Raw genomic sequence first — 18,312 nt, 5'->3', positions numbered from 1 at the left:
GAAAGCGTCCCCCGGACCCGAAGTGCGGGGGACTGCCCGCCGGGCAAAACGCCGCGCGGCCGTGTCAATGCGTTGCGAGGAGGCGGCGGCCGACCTATTGAGGTCGGACCATGCGCTACTTCGATGACTTCCAGCCGGGTGAGTCGAGCGAGGCTGGGCCCTATGTGGTCACGCGCGAGGAGATCATCGCCTTCGCGAAGCAGTTCGACCCGCAGCCCTTCCATCTGAGTGACGAAGGAGGGCGCGAAGGCATTTTCGGCGGCCTCGTCGCGAGCGGGTGGCACACCGCTTCCATCTGCCACAAGCTCGCGGTGGAGCACCTCCTGAGCAAGACCGCGAGCCTGGGCTCGCCTGGCCTGGACGAGCTGCGCTGGCTCAAGCCCGTTCGTCCGGGCGACGCGTTGACCGCGCGCTTCGAGGTCCTCTCCACCACTCCGTCCAAGAGCAAGCCGGACCGGGGCGCCATCAAGTTCCGCTTCGAGGTCCGCAACCAGAAGGGCGAGGTGGTGATGTCGGAGATCGCCAACGCCCTGTTCTCGCGCAAGCCCCAGGACGGCGCGGCGACGTAGTCGCCACCAACCCCGCGGTTCGCGCCGCTCAGCGCGCCTTCATCAGCGTGTTGAGCGTGGGGTAGGGCATCGCGCCCGGGACGAGCGGCGCGGCGCTGCCGTCGCGGAGGAAGCCCGTGGCCAGCGCCGCGACGCGCCCGAAGATGGCCTTGGCGAGCGTGGCCCCCGCGCTGAGGCGGCGGACGCCCAGCGCCTGCAACTCCTCGAGCGCTGGCAGCGCCGGATCCGCCATGAGGTTCAGCGGCAGCCCCACCGACGCGGCGAGGGTCCGGATGTCGTTTGCCGCGGTCAGCCCAGGGACGAACAGGCCATCCGCGCCCGCCGCGCGGTAGCGCTCCGCCCGCGCGAGCGTCTCTTCCAGCCGGCGCTCCTCGGGGACGAGCTTCTGCAGGTAGACGTCGGTGCGCGCGTTCACGAAGACGTCGAGTCCCACCCGCTGGGAGGCCCGCCGCGCGGCCTGGATCTTCGCGGCGAGCAGCTCCACGGGGCTGGTGCCGTCCTCCAGGTTGATGCCCACCGCGCCCGCGCGCAGGACGCCCTCCACCACCTCGCCCACCGCCTCGGGGTCGTCCGAGTAGCCGCCCTCGATGTCCGCGGTGAGCGGGGCCTCCACCACGCGGGTGATGGAGGCGAGGACGTCCAGCAGGACCTTCACGGGGAGCGCGTCGCCGTCCGGATAGCCCCGGGCCCAGGCGACGCCCGCGCTGCTGGTGGCGAGCGCCGGGGCACCCAGGCTCTCCACGACACGGGCCGTCCCCGCGTCCCAGGTGTTGGCGAGGAGCAGGAGCCCGCTGGCGTGGAGCTGACGGAAGGCCTGGGCCCGGGTTGCGTGGGGAGTCGACATGGGAGCTGCCTTTCTTCGTGGGGTGTGGAGGGTGGGGTCAGCGCGCGGAGGAGAGGAGCGGACCGAGGCTCGCGCGGGACTCGTGGGCGAGCAGCCAGCGCTTTCGTTCGAGTCCGCCGCCGTAGCCCGTCAGCGTACCATTGGCGCCCACCACGCGATGGCATGGGACGACGATGCCCACGGGGTTCGCGCCATTGGCGAGGCCGACGGCGCGCACGGCGGCGGGGCGACCGATGCGCCGCGCCAGCTCCGAGTAGGTGATGGTGGCGCCACAGGGGATGTCGCGCAGCGCCGTCCAGACCTCGCGTTGGAACGCGGTGCCCGCGGTGCGCGTGGGCATCGCGTCGATGATGTCGAGCCGGCCGGTGAAGTAGTCGCGCATCCTCCCGGTGAGGCCTCCGGGGTCTCGTGCGGGCTCGAGCGTGTAGCCGCCCTCGCCATAGTGCTGACGCAGCAGGCGCCGCATCCGCTCTTCGTACTCCGTCCAGTCGACGGCGCGCAGATGGCCCTCCGTGTCGGCCACGACGATGAGCTCGCCGATGGGGGTCTGCGTCCTGTCGATGAGCAGCTTCAAGGGGTCAGCCATGGCGGGTCTCCAGCGGGCGCGTGCCAGGGTCCGCGGCCCAGAGATGTTGTGCGGCGTAGGCGCGCCAGGGCCTCCAGGGCTCCGCGCGTGTCAGCAGGGCTTCGGGGGTGGGGCGCGTGCCGGCGTCGGTGGCCGCGCTGCGAAGCAGGGCCACGTCGCTGGCGGGGAACGCGTCGGTCTCCCTCAGCGCGCGCAGGGCGATGTACTGCGCCGTCCATTCGCCCACGCCGCGGATGGCGCGCAGTCGCGCGACGCCCTCTTCGATGGTGCCGAAGGGGTGGAACAGCAGCGGGTCGGCCAGGGCCGCCTCCGCCAACGCCTTGAGCGCGGTCTTCCTCGCGGTGGGCATCCCCAGGGGCCCCAGGTCCGTGGCCGCGACGCGCTCCGGGGAGGGGAAGACCCGCGAGAGGGGCGTGTCGTCCGCCTTCGTCGTCGAGCACAGCGCGACGAGCCTCCCCGCGAGCCGCCGCGCAGCCTCCACCGTCACCTGCTGCCCGAGGACGGCGCGGACCGCCAGCTCGAACCCATCCCAGGCCCCCGGCGCGCGCAGCCCCGGGCGCAGGGCCACCATCGGCGCGAGGAACGGGTCTCTCGACAGGTGTTCACCAATCGTCTCGATGTCCGCTCCCACGTCGAAGACGCGCCGCACCCGGGCGACGACCGTCGGCAGGGCCTCGACGCGGGGGAGGTGGACCGTCACCACCAGGTTGTTGCGCGCGGGCTCGTGGGTGACCTCCACCGTGCCCACGTCGCCGTCCTGCGCCACGGTGCGGCGGTAGCGCGTGTCGGAGACCTCCTCCACGCCGTCGATGGCGCGCGCGGCCAGGTAGGCGAGCATCGACCTCCAGTCGTACGGAGGCCGGTAGCGCAGGCGCAGCGTCACGCCCGCGACCCCTTCTCCTGGCGTGGCGGTCTGCTTGCGGCGCAGTGCCCCTGGTGGGCGGGCGTAGAGGGCCTGGAACGTCTCGTTGAAGCGGCGGATGCTGCCGAAGCCGGACGCGAGCGCCACCTGCGACAGGGGCATGCGCGTCTCCTGGATGAGCTGCTTCGCGAAGAGCACGCGGCGCGTCTGGGCGACGGCGACCGGCGTGGCGCCCAGGTGTTGGCGGAACAGCCGTCGGAGCTGACGGTCGCCCACGCCCAGCCGCTCGGCGAGCGCCTCCACGCCGGATTCGCCGCCGTCCAGCGCGCCCTCCGCGATGAGCGCCAGCGCGCGCGACACGGTGTTGGACGTGCCCCGCCAGGACGCGAGGTCGGGAGCCGTCTCGGGCCGGCAGCGCAGGCAGGGGCGGAAGCCCGCCTCCTGGGCGGAGGCCGCGGAGGCGTGGAACTGGCAGTTCTCCCGCTTGGGCGTGCGCGCCGGGCAGACAGGGCGGCAGTAGACGCCCGTGGACGTCACCGCCACGAACAGGCGACCGTCGAAGCGGGTGTCTCGCGTGGTCAGCGCGCGATAGCAGGCGTCGGTGTCGAGCAGGTCCATGCGCCAGACAGTGTCATCCCCCCGCGACGGGCGCTCGCGGTTTTCGGACATCCATCATGGACCCCTCCGAACCCGTGAGGGCCACTTGTCTCCTGGCGCCCTGGAGAGGAGGCGGCCCATCAGCCCGAGAGCGCTTCTCCCAGCGCGCGCAGGTGGGCGAGCAACCCCTGGGTCTCCGCGGCCGTCGCGCGGTGGTTGACGAGGCAGGCCCTGAGCGCGGTGTGTCCCTTCAGCTTCGTCCCGGTCAGGAAGTACGTCCCGCGTCGCTCGCATTCCTCCAGGAGCCGGTCGTTCAGCGCGTCCACCGCGTCCTCGCCCAGGGCGCGCAGCTTCGCCGGGGCGTAGCGGAAGCACACGATGGAGAGTGGGGCGGGGGCCATCAGCTCGAAGTCCGGGGACCGTTCGACGTCCGCCGCGAGCTGTCGCATGAGCCGCACGTTCTCCTCGATGACCGCCGCCAGCTTGCGGCTGCCGTAGACCTGGAACTGCATCCAGACCTTGAGGGCGCGGAAGCTGCGCGACAACTGGAACGTGTGGCCCATCCAATCCCAGCGCTCCGCGCTGTCGCTCTTCGCTCGCAGGTAGGGCGCGGCATAGCCGAACGCGTTCCGGAGGCTCGTCCAGTCCCGGACGAGGGCACAGCCCGCCTCGAAGGGGACCTGGAGCCATTTGTGCGGGTCGAGCGCGATGGAGTCCGCGCGCCGCATGCCTCGGAACGACTCCCGCGTGAGGTCCACCGACGCCGCCGCGGCGCCGTAGGCTCCGTCGACGTGGAACCAGAGGCCATGGCGCGCGGCCACGTCCGCGAGCGCGTCGAGGTCGTCCACGCTCCCGGTGTTGACGGTGCCGGCGTTGCCCACCACGCAGAAGGGGCGCAGGCCGTCGCGCTGGTCCTGGACGATGCGCGCCTCCAGCGCCGCCACGTCGACGCGGTAGTGGGCGTCGACCGGAATCCGCCGCAGATACCGGCTCCCGATGCCGAGCATCTCCACGGACTTCATCACGCACGAGTGCGTCTCCGCGGAGGCATAGAGCGTCAGCGGACGCCCGGCCTGGCAGCCCTCCTCGCGGGTCTCGGGCGCCTGGGCGTCCCGCGCGACGCGCAGGCAGTACAGGTTCGCCTCGCTGCCGCCGCTCACCAGGGCGCCTCCCGCCTCGTCGCGGTAGCCGATGAACTCCGACAGCCAGCGCAGGGTGGTGCGCTCGATTTCGGCCGCGGCGGAGGCGAGGTGCCACTTCGCGTGGTTCACGTTCAGCGCGGCGCAGAGCAGCTCCGCCAGGATGCCCACCTGACTTCCACCGGACATCACGTAGGCGAAGAAGCGCGGGCTGATGTTCAGGGTGGAGTGCTCGAAGATGAAGGGGATGTCCCGGGCCAGCACCTCCTCGGGGGCGCGGCCTTCCGTGGGCAGGGGGCCGGAGAACCGGTCCGCGACGAGCCGGGGCGCGCTGGAGTGGGTGACCCGTTTCTGGTCCAGGCCGGCATAGAGCGAGAGCACCTGTTCGCAGGAGCGCTCCAGCAACTGGCGGAAGCGGGGGAGGTCGAGGTCGAGCGTCATGCCCCTCACGGTAGAGCCGTCCTCCGGGAGGATACAGATGCAGAAAACGGAATCCCGTGGGATACAGTTCCAGGATGCCCATGGCCCGGACGAAGTACGAGCGACTGGCCGCCGAGCTCGAGCGGCAGATCTCCAGCAACCTGGTGAAGCCCGGCGAGCGGCTGAGCTCCGTCCGCGAGCTCAGCCGCGTGAAGCGGGTGGGGCTGAACACGGCGGTCCGCGCGCTCGCGCTCCTGGAGGACCGGGGGCTCATCGTGTCCAAGCCCCAATCTGGCTTCTACGTGTTGGGGCCGCGTACGCCCCCGGGCGTCAGCTCGCCCCCCATGCGCCTGAGTGTCCCGCAGGCGGTGCAGGTGCCGGAGCTGGTCTCCACCCTCTTCGAGTCGGCGAAGAACCGGGAGGTCCTCCCCCTGGGCGCTGCCTGCCTCTCCGCCGAGCTGTACCCCAACGAGGCCATCAACCGGATGACGCGCCGGGTGGTCCGTGAGCAGCCTCGCCTGATGGGCAGCTATGCGCTGCCGCCGGGAGACTTCGAGTACCGCCGACAGGTGTCGCGCAGGCTGGAGCGGTTCGGCACCTTCGTCGCGCCCGCCGACATCGTCGCCACGAATGGCGCCATGGAGTCGCTCGGCCTGGCGCTGCGCGCGACCTGTGCGCCGGGTGACACGGTGCTCATCGAGTCACCGCAGTACTTCGGCATCCTCCAGGCGCTCCAGCACCTGCGGTTGAAGGTGGTGGAGCTCCCCGCGCACCCGGTCGAGGGCATCCGGCTGGAGCAGGTCGAGGAGGTCCTCTCTCGCAGGGACATCGCCGCGGGGCTCTTCACGCCCAACTTCAGCAACCCCATGGGGACGCTGATGAGCGACGAGAAGAAGGCCGCGCTCGTCGCGCTCTTCGCGCGACACGACGTGCCGCTCATCGAGGACGACATCTACGCGGAGCTGTCGTTCCAGCAGTTGCGCCCCAGGCCGCTGAGGGCCTTCGACACCCGGGGCGGCGTGCTGACCTGCGCGTCGTTCTCCAAGACGGTCTCCCCGGGGCTCAAGGTGGGGTGGCTCGCGCCGGGACGACATCTGGAGAAGGTGCAGGCGCTCCAGCTCGCCTCCTCCATGGGCGGCAGCCCCGTGTCGCAGCGGGTGATGGCCAGCTACCTGGCCTCGAAGGAGTACGAGCGGAACCTGAGGGAGCTGCGGCTGCACTGCTCGGTGCAGGTGGAGCGCTTCTCCCGGCACCTCCTGGACCACTTCCCCGAGGGCACGCGCACCTCGCAACCGAAGGGCGGGTTCGTGCTCTGGGTGGAGCTGCCGAAGCGGGTGGACTCCGTGGAGCTGTACCGCCGGGCCCTGGCGGAGGGCATCTCCCTCTCCCCGGGGACGCTGTTCTCCACGCGGGACCTCTACCGCCACTACATCCGGCTCAACTGCGGCAACGTCTGGTCCCCGAAACTGGAGCAGGGGCTGACGCGGTTGGGGCGCCTGGCGACCACGCTCGCGAGGGCCCGCCCGTCCTAGCGCGGGTCCTCGCTCACGTCCGAGGCCGCTGGCTCAGGCCCCGCTGCGGTGCAGGAAGTCGATGAGGTCGATCTTCGTGACGATGGCGACGACCTTCTCGCCCTCCTTCACGACGGCCACGTTGTCCTGCGCGAAGATCTCACGCAGGCGGGCGATGCTGGTGTCCGGCGACAGCGCGCCCTGCAGCGGGGCGACGATGGCGTCGATGGTGTCGGCGAACTTCACCTTCCCCGCGACGAGGGCGTTGAGCAGGTCGTACTCGTGCACCATGCCCACCGCGCGGCCGTCCTCGGAGACCACCGGCATCTGGCTGATGCCGTGACCGCGCATCGTCTCCACCACGTGGTCGACGCGGTCACCCTTGCGCGCCGTCTTCACCTCGCCGCGCTTGCTCCCGATGATGTCGCGCACCGTGCCGGCGCCCTTGTCCTCGAGGAAGCCGTTGTCGCGCATCCACTCGTCGGAGTGGAACTTGCTGATGTAGCTGCTGCCGGAGTCGGGGAGGATGACGACGATGGTCTTGCCCTTGCCCACCTCCTTCGCCAGCTGGACGGCCACGTGCAGCGCCGCGCCGGAGGAGCCACCCGCGAAGATGCCCTCCTCGCGCGCCAGCCGCCGCGCCGCCACGAAGCACTGGCGGTCATCCACCTGCCGCACGTCGTCCACGACCTTGAAGTCCATGGCGCCGCACAGCATGTCCTCGCCGATGCCCTCGACCTTGTAGACGTGCGGCTCGGTCAGCTTGCCCGTCTTGAAGTAGCCCTCGTAGACGGAGCCCACCGGGTCCACGCCCACGTTCTTCAGGCCGGGGATCTTCTCCTTGAGGTACTTGCCGGCGCCGCTCATCGTGCCGCCGGTGCCCAGGCCGGAGACGAAGTAGTCGATCTTCCCCTGCGTCTGCTCGAAGATCTCCGGACCGGTGAGGCTGTAGTGCGCCTCGATGTTGTCCGGGTTGTGGTACTGGTTGAGCATGAACGCGCCGGGCGTCTCGCGGTGCAGGCGCTTGGCCGTCTCGTAGTAGCTGCGCGGGTCCTCGGCGGGGACGTTGGTCGGCGTCACCACCACCTGCGCGCCCAGCGCCTTCAGGCGGTTGATCTTCTCCAGGGACATCTTGTCCGGCATGGTGAAGATGCACTTGTAGCCCTTCACCGCCGCGGCCAGCGCCACGCCCATGCCGGTGTTGCCGGACGTGTTCTCGACGATGGTGCCGCCCGGCTTGAGCTTCCCCTCCCGCTCCGCCTTTTCGATGATGTAGAGCGCCATGCGGTCCTTGATGGACGCGCCCGGGTTCATGAACTCGCACTTGACCAGCACGGTCGCGTCGTTCGGCCCGACGAGCTTGTTGAGCTTGACCAGCGGCGTGTCGCCAATGGCGGTGAGGATGTTGTCGTGGATGTCCATCGCGGCTTCCAGAAAAAGGGGGTTCGCGGCGCGTCTTATATGTCGCCGCCGGGGCCCGGTCACCAGCGCCCATCGCCCGGACCGCGGGTCCATGGTGGGCAACAGCGTCCGCCCCTCGACCCATCCACGCCGAGGGCGTCCTCCAGCCGCCGGGTGCGTCCGACGGGGGTGGGGCTCGTCGGCCCGGCGGGAGGGCCGGGTCGCGACGCGGTGCGCCCAGGCTCCGGACACCCCCGTCGCCTACGCGACAGCCCGGCGAGCCGGGGGCCATGCGCGGCGTGTGACCTTTGACGCGGGGGGACGCGCCTCCCATACTCGGGCCCTCTCCTCCCAAACCCCCTTTGGAGAACCCCGTCGATATGGAACTCGAGGCCGCCCTGCGCGACCAGGTGGGACAGGCCATTGGCCGTCCCGTTCCCCAGGCCCCCATCAAGAAGCTGAAGGGTGACGCGAGCAACCGCTCGTACTACCGCGTCGGCGCGTCCCCGGAGAGCTGGGTGGTGATGGTGATGCCGCTCGACGCGACGAAGAAGAGCGAGGAGGCCACCAAGGGCGAGCCGCCGAAGGAGCTGCCCTTCGTCAACGTCCACCGCTACCTGCACAAGCTGGGCGTGCGCGTGCCCACCATCCTGCGCTACGACGAGCCGGCGGGGATGATGGTGCTGGAGGACCTGAGTGACATCACCTTCGAGTCCGCGCTCGAGGGCGGCAAGCACAACCACGCGCTCTACACCCGCGCGGTGGACCTGCTGGCCCGGCTGCGCGCCCAGGCGGAGAAGCACCTGGACCCGGACTGCCTGGCCTTCACGCGCGCCTTCGACGAGGACCTCTACGACTGGGAGCTGCACCACTTCCGCGAGTGGGGCCTGGAGGCCTGGAGCGGGAAGCAGCCCACCGACGCCGAGCGCGCGGAGCTGGACCGCACCTTCCGCGACATCGCGAAGCAGCTGGCCGCCGCGCCCCGGGGCTTCACCCACCGCGACTACCAGAGCCGCAACATCATGGTGAAGGAGGGCGAGCTGGTCGTCATCGACTTCCAGGACGCGCTCCAGGGGCCCCGCCAGTACGACCTGGTGGCCCTGCTGCGGGACAGCTACGTGGAGCTGGACCGCGAGTTCGTGGACGCGATGCTCGACCGCTACATCGCCACGTTCCAGGAGGCGAGCGGTGAGCGCATCGACGCGGTGGAGTTCAAGGCGTTCTTCGACCTGCTCACCGTGCAGCGCAAGCTGAAGGACGCCGGCCGCTTCGAGTTCATCCACCGCGTGAAGGGCAACCCGGGCTTCCTCGTGTCCATCCCCGCGTCGCTGCGCTACGTGCGCGAGGCGTTCCGCCGCAGGCCGGAGCTGAAGGGCCTCCAGGCGCTGGTGGCGAAGTACGTCCCCGAACTGGCGCCCTGAGCCGGGCCTCGTCCAGTCCAACGCCGCGAGAGGGGAGACGACGATGAAGGCGATGGTGCTCTGCGCGGGGTTGGGAACCCGCCTGCGGCCACTCACCGAGCGCTGGCCCAAGCCGGCGCTGCCGCTGCTGGGCCAGCCGCTCCTGCGCTACCACCTGGCGGTGTTGAAGGCGGCGGGCGTCGGCGCGGTGGGCATCAACACCCACCACCTGCCGGACACCATGGCGGACGTGGCCCGCGTGGAGTGCGAGCGCGCGGGGCTGCCGCTGCACGTCGTGCACGAGCCCGTCATCCAGGGCACGGGCGGCGGCATCCGGGGGCTGCGGTCGTTCCTGGGCGACGACGACTTCATCGTCTTCAACGGCGACATCCTCTACCCCGTGGACCTGCGACCGGTGGTGGCCATGCACCGGGCCTCCGGCGCGGTGGCCACCATGGTGCTCCAGCCCATGCCGGAGGCGGAGAAGTACGCCGCGGTGGAGCTGGACGCGGCCGGGCGGGTGCGGCGCATCGCCGGGCACGGTCCCGGCGGGGACGGGCTGACGCCGTGGCACTTCACGGGTGTGCACGTGATGTCGCCGCGCGTCTTCGACTTCATGCGCGCGGAGGGCCCCGAGGACATCAACCGCGAGGTCTACGTGCGCGCGCTCACCGAGGGGCAGGTGGTGCGCGGCGTCCGCGTGGACGGGTACTGGTCCGACCTGGGCACGCCGTCGCGCTACCTGGCCACGGTGCAGGACGTGCTCGCCGGTCGGGTGCGCCTGGAGTGGCTGGGGGCGGACTCGCCGCTGGCGGGCCTGGCTCGCGGGCCAGGCACGTCGTGGGTGGCGCCAGGGGCGCACGCGGGCGAGGCGCGGGTGGAGGGGCCGGCGTACCTGGGGCGGGGAGTCCGCGTGGCGGCGGGCGCCGTCGTGGGTGCGTCCGTGGCGCTGGAGGCGGGCGTGGAGGTGGGCGCGGGAGCCCGGCTGGAGCGCGCCGCCGTCTTCGAGGGGACGCGGGTGGCTCCGGGCGAGGTGCTCACCGAGGTGCTCGCCTGGGGCGCGCACCGTGTGCCCGCGCCGCTGACGGGGCGATGAGGGGGCCTTCACGGGGCCCGCGGTGAGGCGGGCCCCGGGGCTTCAGTTGGCGTGGTAGCGCGCCAGGATGCAGGTGACGTTGTCGTTGCCGCCCGCGGCGTTGGCCATGTCGATGAGCTGCGAGCAGGCCTTGTCCAGCTCCGGGGTGCGCGCGAGGATCTCCTGCATCTGCGCGTCCGTCACCATGCCGCTCAGGCCGTCCGAGCACAGCAGGAAGACGTCGCCCACCTGCGGCTCGACGCGCGACACGTCGACCTGGACGGACTCCTTCATGCCCAGGGCGCGGACGATGACGTTCTTGTGCGGGAAGTTCTCGACCTCCTCGGGCGAGAGCTTCTTCGCCTTGAGGTAGTCGTTGAGCAGCGAGTGGTCCTCGGTGATCTGCTTCAGCGTCCCGGACCGGAAGAAGTACACGCGGCTGTCGCCCACGTGCCCGACGTAGGCCACGTCCGAGGCGAAGTGCACGCTGACGATGGTCGTCCCCATGCCCTTGTACTTCGACTCGCTGCTGGCCCGCTCGAAGATGCGCGCGTTGGCGAGCTTGATGCCCGTGGCCAGCCGGTTCTCGTCGTAGTTGCGCTGCTTGTCCATCTTGAAGGGCCAGGTGCTGTCCTGGTCCTTGGACGTCATCTTGTAGAACTCACCCAGCTCGTCCACGGCGATGCGGCTGGCGATCTCCCCCGAGGAGTGGCCACCCATCCCGTCCGCGACGATGAAGAGGTGCTCCTCGGGCAGCATGAGGAAGTTGTCCTCGTTGTGATTCCGCTTCATCCCGACGTGGGTGCTGCCGGCTACCTCGATGCGCATGCGCGGGGACTCTTCCAAAGGGGCGAGAAACTCGGGGCGGAAGTTACCAAAGCGCTCGGAAATCGGTCAAAAGACGTGCGGGTCGGGGCTTTCAGGCCGGGGGAGCGGGCTCGAAGCTCAGGCGGTCGCCCTCCTGGGTGCCGCTGGCGGCCAGCACCCCCGCGGGCAGCTCCAGGACGGAGCGTGCCTGGAAATACACGGAGGTGGTCCGCCAGGGGGGCAGGGCCATCATCTGCTTGACGATGCGCCCCTGGGCGTCCAGGAAGGCGACGTCGATGGGGATCCGCATGAAGAAGGTATGGATGGAGTTGCAGGGCTGGATGTGGAGCCCCTGGCCCATGTCGAGCCGGGTCACCCCCATCAACCCCTTGAAGCGGCGGGCGAACGTGGTGGCCCGTTCGGCCTGGTCCGCCAGCGGCTTCTGTCGCGTCTCGTTGATCACCTTCCAGCGCATGTAGCGCGTTCTACCCCATGCTCGAGCCCCTGGCGCGTCCTCTGCATCTGGTCCTGGTGTCCCCCCAGATTCCCCCCAACACGGGCAACGTGGCCCGGCTGTGCGCCGTGACGGGGTGTCGGCTCATCCTGGTGGAGCCCCTGGGTTTCTCCATCGACGACCGGCACTTGAAGCGCGCGGGGCTGGACTACTGGGACAAGGTCTTCCTGCGGCTGTATCCCACCTATTCGGCCTACGTGGCGGAGTACCCGGAGGCCCGGCGGTGGCTGTTCTCCGCCCGGGCGGAGACGTCGCTGTTCGAGGCGCGCTTCGAGGCGGGGGACCACCTGGTGTTCGGCTCGGAGGTGACGGGGCTCCTGCCGGAGGTGATGGAGGGGGGGACGGGGACGCCGGTGACGATTCCCATGTTGGAGGAGCGTCGGAGCCTGAACCTGTCCACGGCGGTGGGGATTGGGACGTACGAGGCCCTGCGACAGGTATGTTTCACGGGGGCAGGCGGGCGTGGGCCCCCGGCAAGTTGAGGGGACCTCGGGAGGGACTACACTGCGCGGCAGGATGACCCCGTCGCAGGCCGCCGAAGCGCTGTACTCCGCCCACAAGTCCCGAGCCACCGGATGGCTGACGTTGTCCGCCGGGGGGCGGCAATCGCGGCTGACGTTGCGCGGCGGCGACCTGGTGGGGACGCGGCTGGGGTTCGGGTTCCAGAGTCCGGCGCAGGCGCTCCTGCAGAGCGGGTTGTTGAGCGCGGAGGCGCTGGACGCGCTGTGGGCACGGGGCGGGACGGGGGAGCCGGACGAGGATCTGCTGGAGGCTCACGGGCTCCGACCCGACACGGTGGCCGAGCAGCAGGTGCTGGCCCACGTGCGGCGGTTGAGTGAGCTGGCCGAGGTGGCCGCGTTCGAGCCGGGGAGCGTGGAGGAGGAGTTCCGTCCCATCGCCGGCTCGCGGGTGGTGCGCGCGGCGCTGGAGCGGCCGAGGGCGCGGAGTTCCGGGGCGCGGGTGTATCGCTGTGTCGACATGGCGGCGTGCGAGCCGTGGCTGACGGATGCCTCGGAGCGGGAGCTGCTCGCGACGCTGGAGTCGTTCCGGATGCCCGGGGCGCTCACGCCTGCGCGGGAGGCCCTGCTGCTCGTGCTCGAGCGCGAGGGCTGTGTCGAGTCCCTGACGGTCGAGGAGTGGGAGGCGCGGGAGCGGGCACGGAGGGAGGAGGAGGCTCGACGCGAGGAAGAGGCCCGGCTGCGTGCGGAGGAAGAGGCTCGACGCGCGGAAGAGGCGCGACTGGCGGAAGACGCCAGGCTGCGTGCGGAGGAGGAGGCCCGGCTCGCGGACGAGCGTCGGCTCGCCGAAGAGGCGCGACTGGCCGAAGAGGCGCGGCTGGCCGAAGAGGCCCGGCTCGAGGAGGAGCGTCGGCTCGCCGAAGAGGCACGACTCGAGGAGGAGCGTCGTCTAGCCGAAGAGGCTCGGCTGGCGGAAGAGGCTCGGCTCGCGGAGGAGCGTCGGCTGGCGGAGGAGGCCCGGCTCGCTGAAGAGGCGCGACTGGCGGAGGAGGCTCGGCTCGCTGAAGAGGCGCGACTCGCGGAAGAGGCTCGGCTGGCGGAAGAGGCCCGACTCGCGGAGGAGCGTCGGCTCGCCGAAGAGGCGCGACTGGCCGAAGAGGCCCGACTCGCGGAGGAGCGTCGGCTCGCCGAAGAGGCGCGACTGGCCGAAGAGGCCCGACTCGCGGAGGAGCGTCGGCTCGCCGAAGAGGCGCGACTGGCCGAAGAGGCGCGACTGGCCGAAGAGGAGGCGGCCCGCCTCGCGGAAGCGGCTCGCCTTGCAGAAGAGGCACGTCTGGCCGAAGAGGCTCGACTTCGTGCAGAGGAGGCGGCTCGCCTCGCAGAAGAGGCGCGTGTCGCGGAAGAGGCCCGTCTCAAGGAAGAGGCTCGGCTGCGTGCGGAGCAAGAGGCACGCCTCGCCGAAGAGGCACGACTTGCGAAGGAGGCCCGCCTCGCCGAAGAGGCCCGTCTGCGAGCAGCGGAGGAGGCGCGGCTGGCCGAAGAGGCCCGCCTCACCGAGGAAGCCCGCCTCGCGGAAGAGGCTCGACTGGCCGAGGAGGCTCGGCTGGCCGAAGAGGCTCGACTGGCCGAGGAGGCTCGGCTGGCCGAAGAGGCTCGACTTCGTGCAGAGGAGGAGGCCCGCCTCGCGGAAGAGGCTCGGCTGGCGGAAGAGGCCCGGCTGCGTGCGGAGGAAGAGGCTCGGCTCGCGGAGGAGCGTCGACTCGCGGAAGAGGCCCGGCTGCGTGCGGAGGAAGAGGCTCGGCTCGCGGAGGAGCGTCGACTCGCGGAAGAGGCCCGGCTTGTTGAAGAAGCTCGACTCGCCGAAGAGGCTCGGCAGGCTGCGGAAGAGGCACGACTCGCCGAAGAGCATCGGTTGGCGGAGGAGGCCCGTCTCGCGGAGGAGGCCCGTCGCGCTGAAGCGGCTCGGCTGGCGGAAGAGGCCCGACTCGCGGAAGAGCGTCGGTTGGCAGAGGAGGCCCGACTCGCGGAGGAACGCCGTCTCGCCGAAGAAGCTCGGCTAGCGGAAGAAGCCCGGCTCCGTGCTGAGGAAGACGCTCGGCTGGCGGAGGAAGATCGGCTTCGCGCCGAAGAAGAGGCGCGACTGGCCGAACAACGCCGGCTGGAGGAAGAAGCTCGGCTGCGTGCGGAGGAAGAGGCTCGGCTCGCTGAAGAATCCCGGCTGCGTGCGGAGGAGGAGGCTCGGCTCGCGGAGGAGCGTCGTCTCGCCGAAGAGGCTCGACTGGCTGAGGAGGCCCGGCAGCGTGCGGAGGAAGAGGCACGACTTGCCGAAGAGGCCCGCCTCGCCGAAGAGGCTCGACTGGCTGAGGAGCGTCGTCTCGCTGAAGAAGCTCGGCTGGCGGAGGAGGCCCGCCTGGCGGAAGAAGCCCGGCTGCGTGCGGAGGAAGAAGCACTCCTCGCGGAAGAGGCTCGGCTGGCAGAGGAGGCCCGTTTCGCTGAGGAGCGTCGCCTTGCAGAAGAGGCTCGGCTTCGTGCGGAGGAAGAGGCTCGGATCCGCGCAGAAGAAGAGGCACGACTCGTCGAAGAAGCCCGACAGCGTGCAGAAGAAGAGGCACGACAGGAAGAGGAACGTCGCCTTGCAGAGGAGGCACGTCTTGCCGAGGAAGAACGCTTGTCCGAAGAGCGTCGCCTCGCTGAGGAGGCGCGTCTCGCTGAAGAGACTCGACTTCGTGCTGAAGAAGAGGCGCGTCTGGCCGAAGAGCGTCGCCTAGCCGAAGAGGCCCGGCTGCGAGCAGAGGAGGAAGCTCGGATAGCGGAGGAAGCGCGCCTAGCGGAAGAACGCCGACTGGCCGAAGAAGCCCGGCTGCGTGCGGAGGAAGAGGCCCGGCTCGCAGAGGAGCGTCGTCTCGCCGAAGAGGCGCGACTGGCCGAAGAGGGCCGACTCGCGGAGGAGCGTCGCCTCGCGGAAGAGGCTCGACTCGCCGAAGAGACACGACTGGCCGAAGAGGCTCGGCTGGCGGAGGCGGCCCGCCTCGCGGAAGAGGCTCGGCTGGCGGAAGAGGCCCGACTCGCGGAGGAGCGTCGGCTGGCGGAGGAGGCTCGGCTCGCTGAAGAGGCGCGACTCCGCGCGGAGGAAGAGGCCCGACTCGCGGAGGAGCGTCGGCTCGCCGAAGAGGCGCGACTGGCCGAAGAGGCGCGACTGGCCGAAGAGGAGGCGGCCCGCCTCGCGGAAGCGGCTCGCCTTGCAGAAGAGGCACGTCTGGCCGAAGAGGCTCGACTTGCGGAGGCGGCCCGCCTCGCGGAAGAGGCTCGACTTGCGGAAGAGGCTCGGCTGCGTGCGGAGGAAGAGGCACGCCTCGCCGAAGAGGCACGACTTGCGAAGGAGGCCCTCCTCGCCGAAGAGGCCCGTCTGCGAGCAGCGGAGGAGGCGCGGCTGGCCGAAGAGGCCCGCCTCGCCGAGGAAGCGCGACTGCGCGCAGAAGAAGCACGGCTGGCCGAAGAGGCGCGACTGCGAGAAGAGGAGGAGGCCCGCCTCGCGGAAGAGGCTCGACTGGCCGAGGAGGCCCGCCTCGCGGAAGAGGCTCGGCTGGCTGAAGAGGCTCGGCTGGCGGAAGAGGCCCGTCTGCGTGCGGAGGAAGAGGCTCGGCTCGCGGAGGAGCGTCGACTCGCGGAAGAGGCCCGGCTTGTTGAAGAAGCTCGACTCGCCGAAGAGGCTCGGCAGGCTGCGGAAGAGGCACGACTCGCCGAAGAGGCCCGGCTAGTCGACGAAGCCCGCCTCGCAGAGGAGCGCCATCGCGCTGAGGAAGCACGACACGCCGAGGAGATCCGCCTCGAGATCGAGCGGCGTCGCGCGGAGGCGGTACGTCGCGCGAAGGAGGCGCGTCTCGCGGAGCAGGCGCGTCAGGCCGAGGAGGCTCGGCTCATGGCCGAGGCGCAGGCGCGCCAGGCGGAAGAGGCGCGTCTGGTCGAGGCCGCCCGACTCGAGGCGGAGGCTCGCCAGTCCCCGCCGGCCATCGGCCCTGTCAGCGACGACGCCGAGGCCCTCACGCTCGATGTCGGCGACATCCTCCTCGCGGACTCCGAGGAGCCATCCCCATCGGAGTCGTCCTCCTGGTCCACCAACGTTCCGCCGCTCGCGTCCTCCCCGCAGGGGGGGCTCTCGTTCCAGACCGAGAGCCGCGACGCGCTGCGCTCCGCACGCGAGAAGGCCCAGGCCGAGTTCGCGCATGACCTGGAAGAGGTCCGGCGCCGTTCGCGGACCCAGCCGCTGGAGTCCTGGCTGGCCGACGAGCCACCGCGCACGACTCCGCCCACCCGGACCAAGGACCAGGTCCCGGTGCAGATCGAATCATGGCGGGCGAAGGAGACGGCGCTCACGTCTGCCGACGAGGTGGAGTCGGAGCTCCCGCTGCTGGAGGCGGAGCCCGAGCCCGAATTCTGGGCCGAGGCCATGCCGGAGTCGGAGCCACTGCCGACGCCGCCCGCCCTCCCGTCGCGTCCTGGCTCGGGCCCCCCGGTGCTCACGCCCGTGGCACGCCAGCCCTCCGTGCCGAAGGCCGGCCCCCCGGTGCTCTCGCCCGTGGGCCCTCCGCCGCGCGCCGAGCCTGCCCGCGCGGAGCCCTCCGACAGCCTCTGGACCGCGAAGCCCGCGCCCGTCGCCGCGCCGCCGCCCTTGCGACTGGGCCCGGCGGCTCCCCGGGCCAGCGACGAAGACCTCTGGCGCATCGTCTCCTTCGACAAGGACGAGGCCGCCGAAAACCTGACCGCCTCCTTCGAGGCGGCGCTCCAGCAGGTGGATGCCCACCTGGAAACGCTCGTCCGCTCGGATGTCAATCAGGCGAACGTCGGCGGCGACGAGCCGCCAGTCGAGGCCATCGTCGAAGCGACGATCGAGTCCAGCTTCGACCCCTTCCCCGGTGACAACGGGGAGCCAACTGGAGACACTGCGTGGGCCGAGCCGTCCGGAGACCTGGACGACTGGGACTTCGACGAGGACGACGTGGCGGCAGATCCCTCCAACCCCGACGAGGCAGCGAAGCTCCGGCGACAGCGCCTGCTGCGCCGTGCGATGGAGAACATGGGCGTGCTGGGCGCCCGCGCCGCTCCGGCCACGGCCCCGGTGGGCGCCGTGCCGACGACCCCCGCCGCCGCGGCCACCCAGCCCGCCGCCCCCACCGAGCCGCCCAAGCCGGACGAGGCGCGCCACGCCCAGCAGATCGAGCAGCGCTACGCCGACGTCCAGGCCCGGCGCGACCACTTCTACGTGCTCGGCGTCTCCCAGGACGCCACGCGCGAGCAGGTGAAGGCCGCCTTCCTCAGCCTCGCGAAGGTGTTCCACCCGGATCGCCTCCCGCCCACGCTGCCGCACCTGTCGCAGAAGATCACCTCCGTCTTCGAGGGGATCCGCGAGGCCTACGAGGTCCTCTACGACGACGCCCGGCGCAAGGCCTACATCCAGACCCTCCAGGCCCAGCAGTCGCTGCCCAAGGCCCCCGTGGCCACCGCCGCTCCGGCCGCGTCTTCCGGTGGCCGCCCGGCTCCGGGGCGCCCGGAGAGCAGCGCGGACGACCTGTACAAGATGGGCGAGGTCTACTTCCGCAAGCGCGACTTCCTGACCGCGTCGGATCACTACGAGCGCGCCCACGCCCTGGATCCGAAGGCCACCTACCTGGCGGCTCGCGCCTGGGCCATCTACATGGATCCGGCCCGCAAGGCGGACATGGCCAAGGCCAAGCAGATGATGCTGGACGCGGTGCGGGCCGACCCCAACTGCGACCGGGCGCACTATCAGCTCGGGGTCATCGCGCGGGTCGAGGGCGACATGGACCGGGCGGAGAAGCACTTCCGGGAAGCGGTGCGCGCCAATTCCAAGCACCTGGAGGCGAACCAGGAGCTGCGGCTGATCGACATGCGGAAGAAGAACCCACCCAAGAAGGGCGGCTTCTTCCGCTGAGGGCCGCTCCCGCTCCGCGTCATGCGACCCCCTCCTCGAGGCTCGAAGCGACCCGAGTGGGACATACCCCAGGGGCGCCCGGGGACCTCCCGGCTGGCGGGAGGCCAGCCTGCTCCCGCCGCGCTCCAACCCATTGACATGCCTGGAAAGCGGGCAGGATGCTCCCCGCGCCGGGCTCT

At 70.9% G+C, this 18,312-nt stretch carries 13 protein-coding genes; 6 read left to right on the top strand and 7 right to left on the bottom strand.

Annotated elements, in window-relative coordinates; all coding sequences use genetic code 11:
* The first annotated feature begins 110 nt into the window (after positions 1-110).
* Positions 111-569 carry a MaoC family dehydratase gene (locus LZ198_RS33385; protein ID WP_253976182.1) on the top strand — a complete coding sequence of 153 codons (459 nt, stop codon included), beginning with the start codon at positions 111-113 and terminating at the stop codon, positions 567-569.
* Positions 570-597: 28 nt separating this feature from the next.
* Here the strand turns inward: LZ198_RS33385 and LZ198_RS33380 are convergent, their stop codons facing one another.
* The 4 genes from LZ198_RS33380 to LZ198_RS33365 form a co-directional block, all read right to left on the bottom strand.
* On the bottom strand, positions 598-1,413 hold the full coding sequence (locus tag LZ198_RS33380) for an isocitrate lyase/PEP mutase family protein (RefSeq protein WP_253976181.1): 816 nt from the start codon (positions 1,411-1,413) through the stop codon (positions 598-600).
* Between the two features lie 37 nt (positions 1,414-1,450).
* Positions 1,451-1,999 (bottom strand): methylated-DNA--[protein]-cysteine S-methyltransferase, encoded by a 549-nt coding sequence (gene ogt / locus LZ198_RS33375; RefSeq protein ID WP_253976180.1) that lies wholly within the window; start codon positions 1,997-1,999, stop codon positions 1,451-1,453.
* A complete protein-coding gene (locus LZ198_RS33370; protein ID WP_253976227.1) occupies positions 1,992-3,479 on the bottom strand; it encodes an AlkA N-terminal domain-containing protein in 1,488 nt (495 codons plus the stop codon). The genes ogt and LZ198_RS33370 overlap by 8 nt, the downstream gene beginning before the upstream one ends.
* 119 nt (positions 3,480-3,598) lie before the next feature.
* The gene (locus LZ198_RS33365) at positions 3,599-5,038 is read right to left on the bottom strand and encodes a pyridoxal phosphate-dependent decarboxylase family protein (RefSeq protein WP_253976226.1); all 1,440 of its coding nucleotides are present in this window, start codon (positions 5,036-5,038) and stop codon (positions 3,599-3,601) included.
* Between the two features lie 80 nt (positions 5,039-5,118).
* On the opposite strand from LZ198_RS33365, the gene LZ198_RS33360 reads away from it, so the two are divergent.
* Positions 5,119-6,549 carry an aminotransferase-like domain-containing protein gene (locus LZ198_RS33360; RefSeq protein ID WP_253976179.1) on the top strand — a complete coding sequence of 477 codons (1,431 nt, stop codon included), beginning with the start codon at positions 5,119-5,121 and terminating at the stop codon, positions 6,547-6,549.
* 33 nt (positions 6,550-6,582) lie between these two features.
* Here LZ198_RS33360 and LZ198_RS33355 read toward each other — a convergent pair whose 3' ends face one another.
* Positions 6,583-7,950 carry a pyridoxal-phosphate dependent enzyme gene (locus LZ198_RS33355; RefSeq protein ID WP_253976178.1) on the bottom strand — a complete coding sequence of 456 codons (1,368 nt, stop codon included), beginning with the start codon at positions 7,948-7,950 and terminating at the stop codon, positions 6,583-6,585.
* Between the two features lie 359 nt (positions 7,951-8,309).
* Here LZ198_RS33355 and LZ198_RS33350 point away from each other — a divergent pair, with 359 nt between their 5' ends.
* Together LZ198_RS33350 and LZ198_RS33345 are read left to right on the top strand one after the other, a co-directional pair.
* Positions 8,310-9,350, top strand: coding sequence for an aminoglycoside phosphotransferase family protein (locus tag LZ198_RS33350; protein WP_253976177.1), 1,041 nt, complete (start codon positions 8,310-8,312; stop codon positions 9,348-9,350).
* Between the two features lie 43 nt (positions 9,351-9,393).
* A complete protein-coding gene (locus LZ198_RS33345; protein WP_253976176.1) occupies positions 9,394-10,425 on the top strand; it encodes a sugar phosphate nucleotidyltransferase in 1,032 nt (343 codons plus the stop codon).
* Between the two features lie 42 nt (positions 10,426-10,467).
* Here the strand turns inward: LZ198_RS33345 and LZ198_RS33340 are convergent, their stop codons facing one another.
* Both LZ198_RS33340 and LZ198_RS33335 read right to left on the bottom strand, forming a co-directional pair.
* Complete coding sequence (locus LZ198_RS33340; RefSeq protein WP_253976175.1) at positions 10,468-11,232, bottom strand: Stp1/IreP family PP2C-type Ser/Thr phosphatase; 765 nt, start codon at positions 11,230-11,232, stop codon at positions 10,468-10,470.
* Between the two features lie 91 nt (positions 11,233-11,323).
* Positions 11,324-11,686, bottom strand: coding sequence for a DUF192 domain-containing protein (locus LZ198_RS33335; RefSeq protein WP_253976174.1), 363 nt, complete (start codon positions 11,684-11,686; stop codon positions 11,324-11,326).
* A 17-nt stretch (positions 11,687-11,703) separates the two neighbouring features.
* Between LZ198_RS33335 and LZ198_RS33330 the strand changes: the two genes are divergently transcribed.
* Together LZ198_RS33330 and LZ198_RS33325 are read left to right on the top strand one after the other, a co-directional pair.
* Positions 11,704-12,207, top strand: a complete 504-nt coding sequence (locus LZ198_RS33330; RefSeq protein ID WP_253976173.1) for a tRNA (cytidine(34)-2'-O)-methyltransferase — start codon at positions 11,704-11,706, stop codon at positions 12,205-12,207.
* 34 nt (positions 12,208-12,241) lie between these two features.
* Positions 12,242-18,133, top strand: a complete 5,892-nt coding sequence (locus LZ198_RS33325; RefSeq protein WP_253976172.1) for a J domain-containing protein — start codon at positions 12,242-12,244, stop codon at positions 18,131-18,133.
* Positions 18,134-18,312 lie beyond the last annotated feature (179 nt).

Source organism: Myxococcus dinghuensis, assembly GCF_024198235.1.
GTDB classification, from domain to species: domain Bacteria; phylum Myxococcota; class Myxococcia; order Myxococcales; family Myxococcaceae; genus Myxococcus; species Myxococcus dinghuensis.
The sequence above is the reverse complement of the archived record's forward strand: the minus strand, read 5'-3'. Positions and strand labels throughout refer to the sequence as shown.